We start from the raw sequence: 14,819 nt of genomic DNA, 5'->3' as shown, positions 1-14,819 counted from the left end.
CGGCGCCGCGGACGCCCCGCCGGGCTCTTGCGGGCAGCCGCGGAGGACGGACGCGGGCCGGGGCAGCGGGCGCGCGGGCTGGCGTGTGCAGACCCCGTCCGGCACAGAGACGGAGCGTGAGGCCCCGGGTCATCATGCGCCTCCAGCCCCCAGCCACCGTGGAGCCGCCTTGTACCTCTCATCCCGAGCCGCCACCGTCGTCGCCGCCGCCCTCCTCACCGCCTGCGCCGGCGCCCGGCGCGCCGAGGCGCCGCCCGCGGCGCTCACCGCTCGCGAGCTCACCATCGTGGACGCGCAGGGCCGCCCGCGGCTGCGCCTCGGCGCGCCGCTGCCACCGCCCAAGGGCGCCGAGCGCCGCGCGGTGGACGCGTTCGGGATCCAGTTCATGGACTCGGACGGCTACGAGGTCGCCGGGCTCGGCATGCTCGAGCCGGTGGACATCCGCGGCCTCTGCTTCGACATCAAGGACGCCTACGAGGCGATGTGCGTCGGGCTCGTGAAGGGCGAGCCGAGCATCACCTTCCGCCACGACTGGAAGGAGCGGATCACGATGGGCGTGGAGCAGGGCGTCGCGAGCATCGTGCTGCACGACGCGCAAGCAAGCCCGCGCATCCGCCTCGAGGTGGACCGCGACGGGAAGACGCGCGTCGAGGGCGTCAGTACGACTTCGCCCACACCACCCGCTTCGGGCTCGGCTGCCCCGTGAACGCGCAGGTGCCGGGCTCGCCCGGCTCGAGCGGGATGCAGCGCACCGTGACGCCGAGGTCCTCCTTGATGCGGGCCTCGACCGCCGGGTCCCCGGCGAAGTGCGCCAGCGCGAACCCGCCGTGGATGGGCGTCGGGTCGTTCGGGCGCCGGGTCGGCGGGGGCGTGAAGTACGCGTAGAACTCGTCCTTGGTGTCGATGACGCGCGTGTGCGCCGCGCGCATCGTCCGCGCGCGCTCGAGCAGCGCGTCCTGGATCTCCTGCAGCAGCGCGCCAACGCCGGCGACGAGCTCGGCCCGCGGGACGCTCTGCTTCTCCCTCGGCTTCCGGTCCCGCCGGCCCATGAACACCGCGCCCTTCTCGATGTCCCTCGGGCCGACCTCGAGGCGGACCGGCGTGCCCTTCTTGATCCACTCCCAGGACTTCTTCGCGCCCTGGAGGTCGCGCGCGTCGAGGTGGACGCGCACCGGCGCGCCCGCGTACGTCTGCGCCTCCAGCTCGCGCTTCAGCGCGGTGCACCACGCGAGCACCTGCTCGCGGACCTCGGGCTTCTGGATCACCGGGATGATCACCACCTGCTGCGGCGCGAGGCGCGGCGGGCAGACCATGCCGTCGTCGTCGCCGTGGGTCATGATCATCGCGCCGATCATCCGGGTCGAGAGACCCCAGGACGTCGTCCAGGCGTGCGTGAGCGTGCCCTTCTCGTCCTGGAACTGGATCCCGGAGGCCTTCGCGAAGTTCTGGCCGAGGAAGTGCGAGGTGCCGGCCTGCAGCGCCTTGCGGTCCTGCATCATCGCCTCGATGCAGTAGGTGCGGACCGCGCCCGGGAACCGCTCGCTCTCGGTCTTCTCGCCCTGCACGACCGGCAGCGCCATCCACTCCTCGGCGAAGCGGGCGTAGATCCCCAGCATCTGCATGGTCTCGTCGATCGCCTCCGGCTCGGTCGCGTGCGCGGTGTGGCCCTCCTGCCAGAGGAACTCGGCGGTCCGCAGGAACATCCGGGTCCGCATCTCCCAGCGGACGACGTTGGCCCACTGGTTGATGAGCAGCGGCAGGTCCCGGTAGCTCTGCACCCAGCGGGCGAAGCTCTCGCCGATGATGGTCTCCGAGGTCGGCCGCACGATGAGCGGCTCCTCGAGCTCGCCCACCGGCACCAGCTTCCCGTCGCGCGCCTCGAGCCGGTGGTGGGTGACCACCGCGCACTCCTTCGCGAACCCCTCGACGTGCGCGGCCTCCTTCTCGAGCAGCGAGAGCGGGATGAACAGCGGGAAGTAGGCGTTCACGTGGCCGGTCGCCTTGAACATGCCGTCGAGCACGCGCTGCACGTGCTCCCAGAGCGCGTACCCCCACGGCTTGATCACCATGCAGCCGCGGACGCTCGAGCTCTCGGCCAGATCGGCGGCCTTGATCACCTCGAGGTACCACTCGGAGAAGTTCTCGGCCCGGGTCGGGCGGATCGCGGTCTCGGCGCTGGCGTCGCTCATGGCGGGAGGATCTAGCGCAGGACCGCGGTCGGGGCCAACCGCCGTCCCGTGCGGCGCCTACCGCGCGGCGCGGCGAGGGGCCGGGCCGGGCGGACGCATCGCCCGCACCAGCGCCGCGCGCGCCGCGTCGTCCGCCGGGACGTAGAGCACCACCCGGACGTCCTCCGGCTCGCCGTCCGGCGCGAAGGAGGCGTAGAGCAGCTCGAGCGGCTCGCCGCCCGGGGCCGCCAGGCGCTTCCGCCGGAGGTGCGGGTCGGCGAGGGCCTGCGCCTCCCACGCCCGCCCGAACTCCGGGCTGCGCGCGGCGAGGTTCGCCACGAACGCGTTCCAGTCCGGGTGCGCCACCAGGCGCCCACCGGCCGCCCGGAACTGCGCCACCGCGGAGGACGCCACCGCCTCCCAGTCCAGGAAGCGCGCGCGCCAGCCCGGATCGAGGAACAGGCGCACCAGGACGTTGTCGGTGATGCCCGGGCTCCCGTCGAACGGCCCGAGCGTGGCCCGGGCGGCCGCGTTGGCGTGAAGCACGTCCCAGCGGCCGTTCACCACGTACGCGGGCGCATCCCCAAGGCCGTCCACCATCGCCCGCAGGGCCGGCGAGGCCTGCGCCGTCCGCCGCCAGCGCGGTGCTGCGGCCGCCACCGCCTCGGCGAGGCGGGAGAGGTGCGCCGCCTCTGCCTCGCCCAGCCGCAGCGCGCGGGCGAGGGCGCGCACGGTCCGCCGCGAGGTGCGCACCGGGCGTCCCTGCTCGAGCCACGTGTACCAGGTGATGCTGATGCCCGCCGCGACCGCGACCTCCTCGCGGCGGAGACCCGTCACGCGCCGGCGGACGGCGCCCGCGACCGCCAGCGCCGGGCGCGACCGCATGCGACGCAGGAAGTCGCCGAGCGCGCGGGCCGCGAGGGTGGTAGCGCCACCACCCGCATCCGCGGGCACCTTCTTCGCGATGCTCACCGGCATCACCATCCCTGCCTCCACCACGCCGTCCCCGAGGTGCACCGATGACCGCGCTCCAGACCATCCGCCAGCTCGACTACACCATCCTGTTCGCCCGCAACCCCGAGCACATGCGCCGATTCTACTCGGCGGTGATGGGCTTCCCCATCGCGCGCGAGCTCGGGCCCGGCTGGGTCGAGTTCCGCGTCGGCTCCAACCTGCTCGTGCTCACGGAGCGCGGCGGCCTGTTCGACGACCCGCCGACGCCCGAGGGCGCGCTGTCGGTGCAGCTCGCCTTCCGCGTGGCACCCTCCGTGGTGGACGCCTGCGCCGAGGAGCTGCGCCGCCTGGAGGTGCCCATCGTCTCGCCGCCGACCGATCAGCCCTGGGGCCACCGCACCCTGTTCTTCCGCGATCCCGACGGGAACGTCCTCGAGATCTACGCGGACCTGTGAGCGGCCGGCGTCCGGTCGGCGCCGCCTGGCGCCTCGCCGGCGGATGCGCGCGGGAGCTCGAACCAGAACGTGGCTCCCCGGCCCGGCTCCGAGCGGACGCCGACGCGCCCGCCGTGCGCTTCGGCGAGGCGCTTCACCGTGGCGAGCCCGAGCCCCAGCCCCGGCACGTCCCTCGCGCCTCCGCGGACGTACGGCTCGAAGACGCGGTCTCCCAGGTCTGGCGGGAGCCCCGGACCGTCGTCCTCGACCTCGACGCGGACGGCGTCGTCGTTCGCCCTCGTCCGAACGACGACGCGCCCACCGCGTCGCGCGTACTTCACGGCGTTCTCCACCAGGTTCGCGACCAGGCTGATGAGCACGCCCTTCGCGCACGCGACCGTGGCCGGTGCGACCTCGGCGACGAGCGTCATCCCGGCGTCGGTCGCACGCGCCTCCGCACCGGACAGCACGTCCTGGACCACCTCGGCCAGCTCCGCGGTCGCGCCCGTCTCGGGCCGGGCCCCGGCGCGGGCGAACCCGAGCAGCCCCGCCACGAGGGTCTGGATGCGCCGGAGGCTCCGCCGGGCGCGCTCGAGGCGCTCACCCGCGGGCGCCCCCTCCGCCTCCTGGTCGCGGAGCTCGAGCTCGATCGCCATCTGCGCGCTCGCGATCGGGTTCATGATGTCGTGCGCGACCCGCCCCGCGAACGCCTCCAGCTCGCCGGCGCGCTCCTCCATCATGCGCTCGTGCGCGATCACCAGCGCGTCGTGGCGGCGGAGCTGCCCGGCGACGATCAGGCCCGCCAGCAGCGCGATCGACGCGCAGAGGACGCCGAGCGAGAGGCTGAGCCACAGGCCCCGCGCGCGCACCGACTTGATGTGCTCCGCCAGCTGGCCGCCGTTCCGGGCGTTGAAGTCGAGGTCGCGTGACAGGACCTCGTGCAGCCGCTTCGCCGCCGGCACCACCTCCCGGAGGTAGGTGTCGCCGGCGAGCCGCGCGTCGCCCCCGTCGGCCTCCCCGAGCATCCGGTTGGCGGCGCCCATGAGCCGTGACGCCCCGCGCTGCACGTCCTCCCAGAACGGCCGCTCGCCGGGGAAGAGCGGCAGCGCGAGGTAGATGCCCACCTGCTCGCCCACCGCGCGGAGCGCCGCCTCCGCCGCGGCGCGCGAGGGCGCGGGGACCGGCGCCCTGACGAACGCCGCGGCCTCGATCTCGAACTGGCCGAGCTCGTGGCGCGCCTCCGCGAGGCACCGGATCGTCGGCATGGCGTCGCGCGCGATCTCGTCGGAGGCGACGTCGATCTCCCGGACGTGCTCGGCGGTGTAGAGCGACGCCGCGAGGAAGCTCGCCACCACCACCACGTACCCGCCGAACAGGAACCGCCTCGACCGAAGGTCTGGACCCGGACTCGCCATGTCTTGCCCTCGTGAGCGAGGTCCGTGCTCGTTGGCGCGCGACTTTCCGGGGAGAAGGCGGGCGGCCGCGCGAGCCTGGGCCTGTGTCGCGGCATATGCCCGCGGTGCCGGTCCCTTTTCCGGGCCTGATGGGGCCGTCGCCCTTCGAGGCGACCCGCGCGCGCCGCGCGGCGCCGCCCCGCCGGCCGGCGGCGGGCCGGGCGGTCGCACCTCCCGCGGACGTAATGCGGTGGCGCGAGACCCCGTACCTCAGGCGTCGCGACGCGAATGCGCGGAACATCACCGTGCCGGGGTCGCCGGGCGCTGTCAGCGCGGCGCTTCTCGGGCGCGCCGCGGGAAGGGAGGAGCCGTGAGCCGCACGTCCAGGCTGCACGTCCTGATGGTCGCGATCCTGCTGCCGCTCGCAGCGACCGCGCAGACCAACTACTTCCCCTACGGCACCGCCGGGGAGATGCAGACGGACCTCGTCACGTACGAAGGGATCGCGCGGACGGTCGTCGTCCGGATCCTGAACCTGACGCCGTACCGCATCGAGCACACCGAGGCGACCTCCACCGCGTACGGCGACCAGTACCAGGTCGGCACGACGCTGGCGGACGTCCTGGACCGGGACCGCCTCACGGCGAAGGCGTTCTTCTTCGCGCCGGTGGGCGTCCCGGCGGTCATCCCGGGCGTCCCGCCGGAAGCCTACACCGACGGTTACGTCAACACGGTGACGCGCCCGTACGAGATGGTGTTCTCGTGGAACGAGCGCGCCGGCCGCGTCGAGCAGAGCCGGGTCAGCTGGGTGGTGCGCGGGGTGCAGTCGTGGGTGTGCCCGCCGCCGCCCCTCGGCGGCGAGTGCACCCCGCGGCACGACGACGTGCACCTGGGCCTCTGGGTGACGCGGCCGCTCGACGATCCCGGGGAGTCGCTGTACGCCGGGTTCTTCGGCTCCGACTTCGTGGGCACGATGACCATGGCCGTCGCCTTCGCCGGCGTGATCACGGATCCCTTCAATCCCCTCAACTGGTACGGCCTCTTCATCGCCGCCGCCGACATGGCGGATCCGGCGCGGTTCGAGGAGGAGCAGGTCGCGCCCGACGACGGGATCGAGATGTACGTCGCCTCGTATCCCATCCCCGCGCCGTTCACGCGGTCCGATCCCAGCCAGGACTGCTACCTGTCGAACAACAACCTCGTCGAGAACGAGCTGACAGCGCCGTCGCCGGCGCTGCCCGATCCCCGGATCTGCACCCCCCAGACCGTCTCCGGCACGGCCGACGACGGCACCGACGCGCAGTGGGCCGACGCGGCCGGGCCGGGCGCGTCCGAGCTGATCACGACCATCCACGTCCTTCGGGGGCGCAGGTACCTGCCCCACAGCGAGGGCGGGTCAGCGTGTGCGGGGAAGTGGGGCTCGGTGCCGATCGTCAACGTGACGATCTGGACGCGGGATCAGTACCTGAGCGCGGACGTCGCCGGGCTCGCCCACGCGAGCCTGGCCTCGCGCCCGCAGCGCGATCCGGGCGCGGCGAAGCTCGTCGCGGAGTACCGGAAGTTCTACGAGAAGTACGACCGCGCCGGCCTCCTCGCGATCCGCGAGGTCGTGCTGGCGCTCGCCCCCGAGGCGCGCGAGCAGCTTCGAGCGGCGGTCCTGACCGTGCGGTCGGGCGGCGTGCTGGACAAGGACGCGCACAAGGCGCTGCACATGGTGATCGTCGCCGCGCGCGCCCGGCTGACGGACGACGAGTGAGAGGAGGGAGCGACATGTCCACCAAGACCGTGGCCTGCAGCCTCGCCTTCGGGGTCCTCCTCGCCACGCCCGGCCGGACCGCCGGCCAGTGCACGTCCGCCGACGTCCCCGCGGGAGGGATCTTCACCAAGCTGGACGCGCAGGGGCTCTACTCCGACCTCTTCTCGCTGACGCTCGTCAACCTCAGCGACGCGGCGCTCGAGGGCGCCGCCGACATCAACGCGACCATGGCCAAGTACTCGGTCGCCTATGCTCCCGGCATGGTCCGGTGGGATTGCGCGGATCCCCCCTTCTACAAGCTCTGCTCCGACGCGGAGCTGAACCCGAACACCTGCCAGGACGTGACCCAGGGCTTCCGCCCGGCGCCGTTCACCGTCCGGGTGGAGCGGAACGACAGCGCCATCTGGAGGGGCGGGTGGGCGAACGACTGCTACGACGGGAAGATAGACTTCACCTGGCGTACCTCCACGTTCCAGGTGAAGTTCAAGCGGCAGAAGGTGTACGGCGGCGCCCTCGCGTACCCGCACTACGGCACCTGGACGACGCTCCTCCCGCGCACCGGCTCCTGGTGCGCCCCCGGCACGTTCTGCTCCGGCGTGTGGACGACGCCGCACGACTACGAGATGCGCAACATCACCACCATCGCCGCGAACGAGCTGGTCGTGTCGCTGTACAGCACCGACAACCAAAACCTCGTGGTCGTGCTCCGCGAGACGCACTGGGACGGCGCGCAGGGGGACGCGTACGACGGGAAGCGCCTGGACTGGGTGGACAACGACAGCCCGCGCGTTCCCGGGGACTGCAACCACTAGCGCCGCGCCGGAGGCCGGACGGCCCGCGACGCTGGGGACGGTGTTCACCGCGCGTCGCTCCAGGCGCGTGCCTCGGGGCGGTACAGCCTCATCTCCTGCGGATCGACTGCCACGACGCCGAGGCCGGCGCAGAGCTCCTCGACGAGCGCCCGCTCCACGCGCCGGATCGTCACGAAGCGGACCTGGCCGTCCGCCTCCGGCGTCAGCTGCAGCTCCGCGCTGCGCGGGCCCGCCTCGCAGCGGCCGAGCCAGGTGGACGCGTGCTGCGTCCACGTCACCTGGTGCAGCAGCGCGTCGAGCCGCTGCCTCACCTCCGCGAGCGAGCCGAGCGCGGGTGGCGCCTCGGCCGGCCACGCGTCCATCGGTCCCTCGGCGGGCGCGCGGAAGACGGTGTAGTCGTAGCTCATCGACGGGGGCCATTCTTCGCCAGGAGCGCGCGCGAGTGAACGGCCACAGCGCCCTACCCCGGCGACGAGGCCGCGCCTGACGTGCGCGCGCCTCACGGATCGTGGCGGTTCCTCGACGATCGCGCGCGCCGGCTCGCGGATTCCCTCGCGATCCCGGGGCCCGCCACCCTGGTACGCGGCTCGCATCCTGGTGTGATGTGCCCGCGGGGGCGGGGGCACCAGGAGGTTCGCGATGAACCCGACGTTCGATGTGATGCCGGATCCGCCCCCTCGCGCGCTCGTCCTCCACCCGGAGGTCTCGGTGCGCGCCGAGCTGGGCTGGGCGCTCGGCGCCCGGGACATGGCGTCCATCTCGGCGGCCGACGGCGCGAGCGGCCTCGCGCTCCTGCTCGAGGAGCTCCTCTCGCTCGACGCGCTGGTCGTGGCGCTCGATCTTCCCGGCCGCGACGCCCGCGCGTTCGCCGACCTCGTCCGCCGGGCCGGCGGAGAGCAGGAGCTCGCCATCGTGGTCCTCGCGAGCGACCCGAGCCCGTCCCTGCGCGACGAGCTCGCCGCGCTCGGCGTGGACGAGGTGGTGGACCCGCGCCTCGGGCCGGACGCGGTGGCCGACGCCGTGGTCGCGGCGGTCCAAGGACGTCGCGCCGGCGCCGGCATCCGCCCGCCGCGCTCCTCGCGCGGCTTCGGCGAACCGGAGCGGCTGGACCCGTTCCGCTCCGCCGCGTGATCCGGCGGCGCGCGGTGGCCGGATACCAGACGGCCCGCCAGACCTTGCGATCTGGCGGGCCGAGATGTTCGAGCTTTGATGGTGTGCCTGGGGCCGGAATCGAACCAGCGACACGGGGATTTTCAGTCCCCTGCTCTACCGACTGAGCTACCCAGGCGTTTTAACAGCGCTTGCAGCCGGCGAGGCGCCAGCCGCGGGCAGCCCTTTTACGATCGAACGGGGCCGGACGCAAACCGAAAACGTCTACGAGCGGTAGACGCTGGCCCGGGGCGCGGGCCGGCGGGGGAAGCAAGCGGGACGGGCGCGAGGACGGCTAGGGGGCGGCGGCGCGGACGGGCACCGGGGCCGGGGCGCGGGGGGCGGCGGCCACGCGGGCGCGGTCGATCGAGGCGCGGCGGCCGGCGCGGCGGGCGGGCTCGTCGGGCAGGACGTGGCGCGCCATCTCGATGGCGTGCTCCTCCTGCGAGGTGCAGGCGACGGCGGTGACGCTCTCGTGGCGCGCCTGCATCTCCCGCCAGAAGCGCACGCGCGCCTGGTTCACGATGAGGCGATCCTCGAGGTGATCGAGCGTCGCCTCGAGCGCGCGACGCTCGGCCCCGAGCCGCGCCCGGCGCGCGTCCGCGTCGGACCTGCCGCACGCAGCGCAGAGCAGGACGGCGGCGATCGACGGCAAAAGCGCTCGCAAGCTCCCCTCCCCCCACATCAGCAGACGCTCGGGGAGGACGTTGGTCACTTACCATGTGCGAGGGAACCTCCCGGCGGTGACAGGGCACCCGCGCGGTGGTCGGCACCGAGATCCGCTTCACCACAGGAGAATGTCCTTCGTGCCGCACGTCCGGGGCGCGATGCCCGCCCCGCGCCACGTCGTGGGGTTTCACGACGAGCGCCGGCGGACGCCGGGTACGGGGGTCGCGAACCGCGTCAGACGCGGGGGATCGCCTTCAGGATCGCCTTGCCGTCCTTCACCTCGACGCGGAAGTCCACCGCCTTGGCCTTGAACCGCGCCATGACCTCGGGGACCTGCTTCGCCACGCTGCGGGCGACCACGTCGTAGCTGAGCCGCGAGACGTCCTCGTTGCACTGCCGCTTCGCCGCGATGTACGCGTCGTAGAGCGCTCGCATCCGCGCCTCGTCGCCGCCGGCGGGCGGCGCCGATGTCGGCGGCGCAGGGGTGCGGGCCGGCGGCGCCGAGGCGTTCACCGATGGTGACGGCGTCGCGGCGGGCGCCGGGGCGGCCGCGTTGCCGGGCGCGGCCTCGGCCTCGCCCGCGCGGCGCCGCGCCTTCACGAGGTCGCGCCGGTAGGTGCCCTCCTCGCGCTCGCGCACGCTCCGCTGCCACAGCCGCTCATAGGACAGGTAGCGCGCGTGGAGCGACTGGATCCGGAAGCGGAGCCCGGTGTTGCGGGTGAACGCGCCCTTCAGCCGGAGCACCTTCTTGCGCACCTCGTCGCGCCAGCGCGCGGGCTCGCGCCGCTCGGTGCCGAGGAAGTACTGCTCGTACCTCGCCTTCAGCGCCTCGAGCTCCTCCTCCAGCTTGGCGGTCTCGTCGGTGAGCTCGTCGGTGGCGTGGCGCGCGGCGCGCGCGGCCTCCTCCGCGGACGGCGGGGGACCGGCGGGACGTCCGGGCTTCTGCGGAGGGAGCGCCACGGGCCGAGTCTATCGGCGCCGGCGCCCGGACATCAACGCCCGCCGGCGGGCGCCGCGGCCGGGCCGGCGCCGGCCGGCGCGGGACGGCGCGCGCGCGCCCACACCGTCGCACCTGCCGCGAAGATCGCGATCGACGTCCACTGGCCCACCCCGAGCCCGAGGATGACGCCGCGCTCCACGTCGCCGCGGAACGCCTCCACGCCGGTGCGCAGCACCGCGTACAGCATCAGCCACGCGGCGAGCACCTGGCCGTGGAACCGCTTCCGGGGGCGGACCACGAGCACGAGCAGGAGGAACAGCCCGAGCTCGCCGAACGCCTCGTAGAGCTGGGTGGGGTGGAGCGGCAGCGTGGCGAGCCGGTCGGGCGCCAGGTACTGGCCCGGATCGGGCCGGTCGGCGAACGACTGGAACGCGAGCGACTCGGGCGGGAAGCGGGCGGCCCAGGGCAGGTGGCCGTGGGCGACGTCGCCCCAGCAGCAGCCGGCGCCGAAGCAGCCGAGCCGCCCGAAGAAGTGTCCGAGCGCCACCGAGGGGATGAGCGTGTCGGCGTGCTCGAGGAAGCCCATCCGGTGGCGGCGCAGGTACCAGGCCGCGGTGAGCGCCGCCCCGATGAACCCGCCGTAGAAGACGAGCCCGCCCTGCCAGATCGCGAGCACGCGCGGGATGCGCCCGAACGGCGTCTCGACCAGGAACCGCGCCGGCGAGAAGAACTCGCCGGGGTTCACGAGCATGTAGTAGACGCGGCTGCCCACCAGCGCCGAGACCAGGATCCAGAACGCCAGGTCGGCGAGCCGCCGGGGATCCTGCCCGCGCCGGACCGCCTCGCGCTGGGCCAGCCAGATGCCCACCATGAAGCCGATGGCGATGAGCAGCCCGTAGGTGTGGAGCGGCAGCGAGGCGCCGCCGGGCAGCGGGATCCGGAAGAGGACGGGGAGCATGCGGGGCGAGGGCTAGACGCGCTCGGCCGCCGCGTCGCGCCGCGCCGGCGCGCGCGCCGCCTCGCGCCTCGAGCCGGGGTGCAGGACGAGCATGGCGACGCCCACCACGATGAGCGAGTCGGCGACGTTGAAGGTGGGCCAGCGGATGTCGGGCCGGTTCCACCAGTACCACTCGATGAAGTCGATGACGTAGCGGCGGGCGAGCCGGTCCACGAAGTTGCCGACCGCGCCGGCCAGCACGAGCCCGAGCGCCACCTGCAGGTAGCGCTGGTCCTGCCGGAGCTTGCGGTAGTAGTGGAGGATGAACGCCACCGCGGCGACCGACACGAGCGTGAAGAACGCGTTGCGGAAGAACTGCGAGTGGCCGCGGAACAGGCCCCACGCCGCGCCGGGGTTCTCCACGTAGTTCATCCGCCACACCGGCCGCCACACGTAGTACGGCTCGGTGGAGAGCGGCTCGAGGTGACGGTACGTGTAGAAGCCGCGGACCCGCTCCGCGAGCGTCTCGTCGCCGCCGCGCTCGAACACCACGGTGAGGCGCTCCACGGCCAGGTACTTCGTCCACTGGTCCGCGGCGAGCAGCGCCGTGAACAGGAGGGCGAGGAGCGCCCACTTCGAGACCGGTCGCCGCATCACAGGTTGCCCACGCACTTCGCGCACAGCGTCGGGTGGGCCGCGTCGCGGCCCACCTCCTCCGCGTAGATCCAGCACCGCTCGCACTTCACGCCCGGCGCGCGCGCCACCTCGGCGGACAGCGGGCCGGCGGCGAGCACCACCTTCGAGACGATGAACAGCGCGGGCAGCTCGGCGCGCGCCTCCTCGAGGAGCCGCCGCTGCTCGCCCTCGGCGCGGACCGTCACCATCGCCTCGAGGCCCGAGCCGATGAGCTTCGCGCGGCGCGCCTCCTCCAGCTTCGACTGCACCACCCCGCGCACCTCGAAGAGCTTCCCGTAGCGCGCCTCGAGCGCGTCGGCGTCGGCCGGGCGCGCGCGGCGCGGCAGGCCGGCCAGCCACACGCTCTCGGTGGGCCGGCCCGGCAGGTAGGACCAGGCCTCGCTCGCGGTGAAGGACAGGATGGGCGCGAGCAGCCGGATGAGGTCCTGCGCGATGGCGTGGAGCGCCGTCTGCGCCGAGCGGCGCTGCCGCCCGTCGGCCTTCCAGGTGTAGAGGCGGTCCTTGATGACGTCGAAGTAGAGCGCCGACAGCTCCACCGCGCAGAACTGCATGGTGGCGTGGTAGGCGAGGTGGAACTCGTAGTCCTCGTACGCCTTCGCCACCTTCTCGTCCCAGGCGGCGAGGCGCGCGAGCGCCCAGCGGTCGATGGGCTCGAGCTCCGCCTCCGGCACCGCGTCGCGCGCCGGGTCGAAGCCGTCGAGCGCGCCGAGCGCGTAGCGGATGGTGTTGCGGATCTTGCGGTAGCCCTCGGCCAGGCCGGCCAGGATCTGGTCGCCGAGGCCGATGTCGTCGCGGTAGTCGGAGGCGCTCACCCACAGCCGCAGGATGTCCGCGCCGTACTTCTTGATGATCTCCGACGGCTCGATCCCGTTGCCGGCGCTCTTCGACATCGCCTTGCCGTGCTGGTCGAGGATGAAGCCGTGGGTGAGCACCGCGCGGTAGGGCGCCGCGCCGCGCAACGCCATGGAGGTGAGCAGCGACGAGTGGAACCAGCCGCGGTGCTGGTCGGAGCCCTCGAGGTACAGGTCCACCGGCAGCTCGAGGCCCTCGCGCTCGATCACCGCCGCCCAGGACACGCCCGAGTCCCACCACACGTCGAGGATGTCCTGCTCGCGGCGGAACTCGGTCTTTCCGCACTTCGGGCAGGCGGCACCCTGGGTGAAGTCGGCGGGTGGGTGGCGGTACCACGCCTCCATGCCCTCCGCCTCGAACGCCGCCGCCACGCGCTCCATCACCGGCGGCGAGAGCAGCGCCTCGTTGCAGCCCTCGCAGTAGAACACCGGGATCGGCACGCCCCAGGTCCGCTGGCGCGAGACGCACCAGTCGGGCCGGTTCTCGATCATGTTGTGGATGCGCTCGCGGCCCCAGTGCGGGATCCAGCGCACCCGGTCGATCTCGGCGAGCGTCGCCTTGCGGAGGTCCGCGTGCTCGAGCGAGAGGAACCACTGGTCGGTGGCGCGGAACACCACCGGGTTGTGGCAGCGCCAGCAGTGCGGGTAGCTGTGCTCGAGGCTGGCCTTCGGGTCGGAGAGCAGGTGCCCGGAGGCGGCGAGGTCGGCGACGATCTCGGGGTTCGCCTCGAAGATCTTCTTGCCCGCGTACTTGCCCGCCCGCTCGGTGAAGCGGCCGGCGCCGTCCACCGGGTTCAGCACCTCGAGCCCGTAGCGCAGGCCGACGACGTAGTCCTCCTGGCCGTGCCCGGGCGCGGTGTGCACGAGGCCGGTGCCGGCCTCGAGCGTCACGTGATCGCCGAGGATCACCTGCGACTCGCGGTCGAGGAACGGGTGCCGGTAGCGCAGCCCCTCGAGCGCGCTGCCGTCGAGGTGGGCGAGCACGCGCTCGGGGTGGGCGAGGTGCGGCGCGAGCACGGTGCCGCCGCCGCCGGTGGCGGCCTCGTGGGCGGGAGGCGAGTGCGGCGCCGGGACGTCCGTCACCGACAGCTCGCCGGGCGCCACGTCGGCGAGGAAGCCGGCGAGCAGGTCCTTCGCCACCACCACCACCTGGCCGTTCAGGTCGTAGGCGACGTAGGTGAACTCCGGGTGCGCGGCCACCGCCAGGTTGGCGGGCAGCGTCCAGGGCGTGGTGGTCCAGATGACGAGGCGCGCCGGGCGGCCGGCGAGCTTCGGGTCGGGCAGCTTCGAGACCAGGTCGAACGCGACGTAGATCGACGGCGAGCGGTGCTGCTCGTACTCGACCTCGGCCTCGGCGAGCGCCGTCCGGTCGGTGATGCACCAGTAGACCGGCTTCTTGCCGCGGTAGAGGAAGCCCTTCTCGGCGGCGCGGGCGAACGTGCGGACGATCTCCGCCTCGTAGCCGCGCGACATCGTCGCGTACGGCGTCTCCCACCGGCCGAACACGCCGAGGCGCTTGAACGACTCGCGCTGCTTCTCGATCCACTTCTGCGCGTACTTGCGGCAGGCCTCGATGATGGCCGGGCGATCGAGCTCGCGCTTCTTCGGCCCGAGCTCCTTGTCCACCTTCAGCTCGATGGGCAGGCCGTGGCAGTCCCAGCCCGGGATGTAGTCCGCCACCTCGCCGTTCAGGTTGCGGTACTTCACCACCACGTCCTTCAGGATCTTGTTGAGGGCGTGGCCGATGTGGATGTCGCCGTTCGCGTAGGGCGGGCCGTCGTGAAGGACGAACCGCTTCGCCCCGGGCCTGCCCGCGTTCTGGGCGACGAGGCGCTGGAAGATCGCCTGCTCCTCCCACTGGCGCAGGATCTCCGGCTCCCGCTGCGGGAGGTTCGCCTTCATCGGGAAGTCGGTCTTCGGGAGGTTGACGCTGTATTTGGAGTCCACGGCTCTTTCGCCTCGGAAAGACAAGGGTTCTAGCAGCCGAGGGGGGCGGGATCAACGAACGGTTTTCCGCGCGGCGCGGCGCGTTGCGGGGGCGGGGGAAGGCCGCTAACCT

14 protein-coding genes and 1 tRNA gene are annotated in these 14,819 nt (G+C 73.1%); 5 read left to right on the top strand and 10 right to left on the bottom strand.

The window, feature by feature from the left end:
- The first annotated feature begins 169 nt into the window (after positions 1-169).
- Positions 170-706: a hypothetical protein gene (locus ADEH_RS00145; RefSeq protein WP_011419086.1), complete on the top strand. Its 537-nt coding sequence runs from the start codon at positions 170-172 to the stop codon at positions 704-706.
- Here the strand turns inward: ADEH_RS00145 and proS are convergent.
- Both proS and ADEH_RS00135 read right to left on the bottom strand, forming a co-directional pair.
- Positions 657-2,189 (bottom strand): proline--tRNA ligase, encoded by a 1,533-nt coding sequence (gene proS / locus ADEH_RS00140; protein ID WP_011419085.1) that lies wholly within the window; start codon positions 2,187-2,189, stop codon positions 657-659. The two genes, ADEH_RS00145 and proS, sit on opposite strands and share 50 nt — an antisense overlap.
- Before the next feature lie 57 nt (positions 2,190-2,246).
- Positions 2,247-3,185, bottom strand: a complete 939-nt coding sequence (locus ADEH_RS00135) for a helix-turn-helix transcriptional regulator (RefSeq protein WP_232287393.1) — start codon at positions 3,183-3,185, stop codon at positions 2,247-2,249.
- 2 nt (positions 3,186-3,187) lie between these two features.
- Here ADEH_RS00135 and ADEH_RS00130 point away from each other — a divergent pair, with 2 nt between their 5' ends.
- Positions 3,188-3,577, top strand: coding sequence for a VOC family protein (locus ADEH_RS00130; protein ID WP_011419083.1), 390 nt, complete (start codon positions 3,188-3,190; stop codon positions 3,575-3,577).
- On the opposite strand, the gene ADEH_RS00125 is transcribed toward ADEH_RS00130, so the two are convergent.
- Positions 3,562-4,971: a sensor histidine kinase gene (locus ADEH_RS00125; protein ID WP_011419082.1), complete on the bottom strand. Its 1,410-nt coding sequence runs from the start codon at positions 4,969-4,971 to the stop codon at positions 3,562-3,564. The two genes, ADEH_RS00130 and ADEH_RS00125, sit on opposite strands and share 16 nt — an antisense overlap.
- Positions 4,972-5,320: 349 nt before the next feature.
- On the opposite strand from ADEH_RS00125, the gene ADEH_RS00120 reads away from it, so the two are divergent.
- Positions 5,321-6,706: a hypothetical protein gene (locus tag ADEH_RS00120; protein WP_011419081.1), complete on the top strand. Its 1,386-nt coding sequence runs from the start codon at positions 5,321-5,323 to the stop codon at positions 6,704-6,706.
- Between the two features lie 14 nt (positions 6,707-6,720).
- The gene (locus ADEH_RS00115) at positions 6,721-7,518 is read left to right on the top strand and encodes a hypothetical protein (protein WP_011419080.1); all 798 of its coding nucleotides are present in this window, start codon (positions 6,721-6,723) and stop codon (positions 7,516-7,518) included.
- 44 nt (positions 7,519-7,562) lie between these two features.
- On the opposite strand, the gene ADEH_RS00110 is transcribed toward ADEH_RS00115, so the two are convergent.
- Positions 7,563-7,925: a hypothetical protein gene (locus tag ADEH_RS00110; protein WP_041453229.1), complete on the bottom strand. Its 363-nt coding sequence runs from the start codon at positions 7,923-7,925 to the stop codon at positions 7,563-7,565.
- 232 nt (positions 7,926-8,157) lie between these two features.
- Here ADEH_RS00110 and ADEH_RS00105 point away from each other — a divergent pair, with 232 nt between their 5' ends.
- Entirely contained in the window at positions 8,158-8,649 is a 492-nt protein-coding gene (locus ADEH_RS00105) for a hypothetical protein (protein ID WP_011419078.1), read from the top strand.
- Between the two features lie 84 nt (positions 8,650-8,733).
- On the opposite strand, the gene ADEH_RS00100 is transcribed toward ADEH_RS00105, so the two are convergent.
- From ADEH_RS00100 to ADEH_RS00075, 6 genes are all read right to left on the bottom strand, one after another.
- Positions 8,734-8,806 (bottom strand) — tRNA-Phe (locus tag ADEH_RS00100).
- Between the two features lie 156 nt (positions 8,807-8,962).
- The gene (locus ADEH_RS00095; RefSeq protein ID WP_232287392.1) at positions 8,963-9,322 is read right to left on the bottom strand and encodes a hypothetical protein; all 360 of its coding nucleotides are present in this window, start codon (positions 9,320-9,322) and stop codon (positions 8,963-8,965) included.
- Between the two features lie 248 nt (positions 9,323-9,570).
- Complete coding sequence (locus ADEH_RS00090; RefSeq protein ID WP_011419076.1) at positions 9,571-10,296, bottom strand: MXAN_5187 C-terminal domain-containing protein; 726 nt, start codon at positions 10,294-10,296, stop codon at positions 9,571-9,573.
- 32 nt (positions 10,297-10,328) lie between these two features.
- A complete protein-coding gene (lgt, locus tag ADEH_RS00085; protein ID WP_011419075.1) occupies positions 10,329-11,234 on the bottom strand; it encodes a prolipoprotein diacylglyceryl transferase in 906 nt (301 codons plus the stop codon).
- 12 nt (positions 11,235-11,246) lie between these two features.
- Entirely contained in the window at positions 11,247-11,867 is a 621-nt protein-coding gene (lspA, locus tag ADEH_RS00080) for a signal peptidase II (protein WP_011419074.1), read from the bottom strand.
- Positions 11,867-14,707 carry an isoleucine--tRNA ligase gene (locus tag ADEH_RS00075; RefSeq protein ID WP_011419073.1) on the bottom strand — a complete coding sequence of 947 codons (2,841 nt, stop codon included), beginning with the start codon at positions 14,705-14,707 and terminating at the stop codon, positions 11,867-11,869. Before ADEH_RS00075 ends, lspA begins: the two co-directional genes overlap by 1 nt.
- Positions 14,708-14,819 lie beyond the last annotated feature (112 nt).

It is taken from the genome of Anaeromyxobacter dehalogenans 2CP-C (assembly GCF_000013385.1).
Taxonomy (GTDB): Bacteria; Myxococcota; Myxococcia; order Myxococcales; family Anaeromyxobacteraceae; genus Anaeromyxobacter; species Anaeromyxobacter dehalogenans_B.
Note: the sequence above shows the minus strand (reverse complement) of the source record. Positions and strands in the feature narration are given on the sequence as shown.